Source organism: Microbacterium sp. Bi128 (assembly GCF_918698205.1).
Map to the genome: position 1 here is coordinate 1 of NZ_CAKKMM010000370.1, position 4,329 is coordinate 4,329.

The 4,329-nt window shown below is 68.6% G+C and carries 3 protein-coding genes; all 3 read left to right on the plus strand.

Translation table 11 applies throughout. From position 1 onward, the window contains the following. Positions 1 to 1,227: bifunctional diguanylate cyclase/phosphodiesterase (locus LQV45_RS19165; protein WP_230008382.1), on the plus strand; the 1,227-nt coding region annotated here is incomplete at its 5' end. A gap of 103 nt (positions 1,228 to 1,330) precedes the next feature. Beyond that, on the plus strand, positions 1,331 to 3,466 hold the full coding sequence (locus tag LQV45_RS19170) for a bifunctional diguanylate cyclase/phosphodiesterase (protein WP_230008383.1): 2,136 nt from the start codon (positions 1,331 to 1,333) through the stop codon (positions 3,464 to 3,466). 146 nt (positions 3,467 to 3,612) lie between these two features. After that, the coding region (locus tag LQV45_RS19175; protein ID WP_230008384.1) for a PAS domain S-box protein at positions 3,613 to 4,329 on the plus strand (717 nt) is incomplete at its 3' end.

Consider the following 4,329-nt stretch of genomic DNA (forward strand, 5'->3'; position numbering starts at 1 on the left):
GGCGGCGCCGTCGACGTCCTGCTCCTTGACCTGGACGACTTCAAGGAAGTCAACGACATCCTGGGCCACCACGCCGGGGACCAGATGCTCATTGAGGTCGGCCGGCGCCTGCGCGCGTGCGTGCGCCCGAGCGACATCGTGGCCCGGCTGGGCGGCGACGAGTTCGTGGTGCTCCTACTCGACTCGCTGGAGCCCGAGGCGGTCGCCGCCCGGATCGTCGACTCGCTGCGCGTCCCGGTGTGGATCGACGGCACCATGCTACGGCCCAGCCTCAGCCTGGGGCTCGCCTCGATCGGCGAGGCCGCCGTGGACGCCTCCGAGCTCCTGCGCCGTGCCGACGTCGCGATGTACGCCGCGAAGACTGCCGGGAAGAACCGGTACATGCGCTTCAAGCCGGAGATGATGAAGGCCCTCGTGGACCGCAACGACCTCGAGGCCGGCCTGCGGCGCGCCGTGGACAGCGGACAGATCGCCGTCCACTACCAGCCGATCGTCTCTGCCGGCAGCGGGACCGTGACCAAGGTCGAGGCCCTGGCCCGCTGGGTGCGCGACGGCGCGCTCGTTCCGCCCAAGCATTTCATTCCGGCGGCGGAACGCAGCGGCCTCATTGTCGAGATCGGCACCGAGGTGCTGCTTCGCGGCTGCACGGAGCTCAAGCCCTGGCTGGACGAGGACTCCACCCGGTCCCTGGCCGTGAACGTCTCCGGTGTCCAGCTGCAGCACGGGGACTTCGCCGAGCTGGTCATGGCCGTGACGGAATCCTGTGGCGTGGACCCGCGCCAGCTGATCCTGGAGGTCACGGAGAGCGTCTTCTTCGAAGACGACTGCCACGTCATCCAGCAGCTCATGACCCTGCGTGCGGCCGGTGCCCAAGTGGCGCTGGACGACTTCGGCACCGGCTTCTCCTCCCTGGGACGCCTGCAGGGCCTGCCCGTGGACACGCTGAAGATCGACCAGTCGTTTGTGTCCATGATCAACACCGGCACCGAGCAGTTGCCCATCCTGAACGCCATGATCGGGATGGCCCACGGACTGGGGCTGACCGTCACCGCGGAGGGCGTGGAAACGGCCGCCCAGGCCCGCTACCTGATGAGCCTGCACTGCGATTCCCTGCAGGGTTTCCTGTTTTCGGGCCCCCAGCCGGAGGCCACGCTCCAGCCCGCGCTGGACCGGGCGGCTCTGGCCATCGCCGCGCTGCGGGGCGATCGGGTGCCCGGCAACCGGTGACCCGCAAAGTTCCGTGGCCGATGTGCTGGACACGGGGCCGAAGGACCCTATGATTCAGTGAAACGCATTGCTCCGGGCCCTCGGCCGGGAACATCATCGCTCTATGAACTTCCGTCGCTTGGGGGCCGGTATCGTCGTGGGAACTGGATTTGGTGAAGACCTGCTGGAGCAGGGTCCTGATGCGTTCCTGCTGCTGACCGCGGACGGGACCATCGCCTTCATGAATTCGGCCGCGGAACGGCTGTTCGGCTACCCCCGCGAGGAACTCCTCGGCGTTCAGCACACCATCCTGCTCTCGGAGGAAGCCCACAGCGGCTTCCTGCGGGTCTTCGGCCGGCTGGGACGCAAAAGCCCGGCCGGAAGCCGCCCGTTCGCGGCCGCCGGACTGCACCGCGACGGTTCGGACCTCGCCCTGGAGATCACGTGCTCGCTGGTGAGCGTCGACGGCGGCACGGCCATGGCGGTAGCCGTCCGCGACGCCGAGCACCGCAACGACCCCGATTCCGGCCGCCGGCTGGCCCTCTCCCTCGTGGACGCCACGCTGGAATCGACGTCGGACGGTATCGTCGTGCTCTCCAGCGAAGGCCAAATTACCGGGATCAACGACCAGTTTCTGCTGCTGTGGGGCATGCCGCCGGAACTGATCGCGGCCGAGGACCCCGATGCGCTGGTGCGGTTCATCGCGGACCAGCTGGTGGATTCCGACTCCTTCCTGCAAAAGGTTGCAGCGCTCTACGCGGACAACCTGATGCAGAGCCATGACATCCTCGAGTTCGCCGACGGCCGCACCGTGGAGCTGTACTCGCGCCCGCAGAAGGTGGCGGACGCGATCGTGGGACGGATCTGGAACTTCCGGGACATCACCTCACGCCGGCGCGCCCAGGACCAGGCCCGCCGCGCCATGGACGAACTGGCCGAGCAGGCGGGCAAGCTCAAGGAGCTCGCGTTTCAGGACCCGCTTACCGGGCTGGCCAACCGGATGCTCTTCAACGAACGGGCCGCCGCGGCACTGCTGACCCCGGAACCGGTACACGTGCTGCTCCTGGACCTGGACGACTTCAAGGAAGTCAACGACGTCCTGGGACATCATGCCGGAGACGAGATGCTGGTCGAGATTTCGCGCCGGCTCCAGAACTGCGTGGGTCCGCACGGCACCGTCGCCCGGCTGGGCGGGGACGAGTTCGTGGTCCTGCTGGTCGGCTGCCGGGACGCCGACACCGTGGCCCAGCGCGTGGTCAGCACCCTGAACGCCCCCGTCTCCATCGAGGGAACGCTCATGCGGCCCGGCCTCAGTCTGGGCGTGGCATCGCGCGACGCCGGCACCGAGACGTCGTCGGAACTGCTCCGGCAGGCGGACCTGGCCATGTACGCGGCCAAGGAGGCCGGGAAGAACTGCTATGTGCACTTCCGGCCCGAGATGCTGGCCGCGCTGCTGGAGCGCACCCAGCTCACGGCCGGGCTGCGGCGGGCGGTGGAACTGGGGCAGATCACCGTGCACTACCAGCCCGTCATCTCCAGTGACAGGCTCGAGGTGGTGCAGTTCGAGGCCCTGGCCCGCTGGGAGTGGGACGGCGAGCTGATTCCGCCGGACGAGTTCATCGAGACCGCCGAACGCAGCGGCCTGATCCGGGAAATCGGGGCCGAGGTGCTCAGGCGCAGCTGCACCGAGCTCGCCCCGTGGCTCGGGGAGGACCCGTTCCGGAGCGTGGCCGTAAACGTCTCCGGCGTGCAGCTGCAGCACCGGGACTTCGCCGAGCGCGTCCTGGACATTGCGGCGTGGAGCGGCGTGGACCCGCGCCAGCTGGTCCTGGAGGTGACCGAGAGCGTGTTCTTCGACGCCCATTCCCACGTGATCGGCCAGCTCGAGACCCTTCGTGAGGCCGGCATCCGGGTGGCCCTGGACGACTTCGGGACCGGCTATTCCTCGCTGGGCCGCCTGCAGGACCTGCCTGTGGACGTGGTGAAGATCGACAAGTCCTTCGTGTCCATGCTGCAGACCGGCGTCGAAAAGCTGCCCATCCTCACCTCCATGATCCACATGGCCCGGAGCCTGGGGCTGAAGGTCACGGCCGAGGGCATCGAGACACCGGCCCAGGCACGCTATCTCATGGACCACGGCTGCGATGCCCTGCAGGGCTTCCTCTTCTCCCGCCCGGAACCCGGGGCGGCCAGGCACCGCGCGGTCCGGAACTCGGCGGCGGCCATCGCCGACCTCGAGGGCGTGCCGCTGCCCGGGTAGCAGGGGCCGTTCGACACATTTGATTGCGGCATGATGGCCATCCCGTCCGGGGAGCCCGCACCGCATATGATTCAGTCAGCGCAGTGCGCCTGCTCTCCGCAAGGTGCCCGCTATCCGTATTCATCGCCGGGGGGCTGTTAGACATCGTGGAAGCTGGTTTCGCACAACAACTGCTGGAGTACAGCCCGGACGCACTTTTGCTGGTCGCTCAGGACGGAGCCATTTCCTTCCTCAATGCGGCCGCGGAACGGCTCTTCGGCTACCCGCGGGCGCAACTGCTCGGCGCGGACCACAGCATGCTCCTGGCCGAGGCCTCGCGGGAGAAATTTCACGGCGTCCTGGCCGGGCTGGCCAAGTCCGCAAGCCCCGGCTCCCCGCCCCCAGGCTCGCCGTTCGCCGGCTCGGGCCGCCGCGCCGACGGCACGGAACTCCCCGTCGAAATCACGTGCTCGCTGGTCCCCGCCGCGGCCGGAGCAGCCGACGCCGGAACGTCCATTGTCCTCTCCATCCGCGGCGCCGCGGGACGGAACCCGGGCGCCGGCAGCGCCGGGCGCACCCTCAGCGGCGACTTTGCCCGCCGTCGTACTTCTGGTGCAGCGGGAGCTTCACTTTCCGGAGGTCCAGCGGCGGCCGCTCCTGCGGCGTTTGCCGAGCACGACGACGAACTCAAGGCGGGCTCGCTCCGCGACCCCTTGACGGCGCTGCCCAACGGCCCCCTCTTCAACGAGCGGCTCGCCGCGGCCCTGCGCCGCCCGGATCCGGTGGACATCCTGCTGCTGAACCTCGATGACTTCAAGCACCTCAATGACGTGCTGGGACGCTCCGCGGCCGATGAACTGCTGGTGGAGGTGGCATCCAGGCTG

What these genes read in the sequence shown, in the direction of transcription:
- LQV45_RS19170 (WP_230008383.1), top strand. Translation starts at nt 1,331, where the DNA reads ATGAACTTCCGTCGCTTGGGGGCCGGTATCGTCGTGGGAACTGGATTT.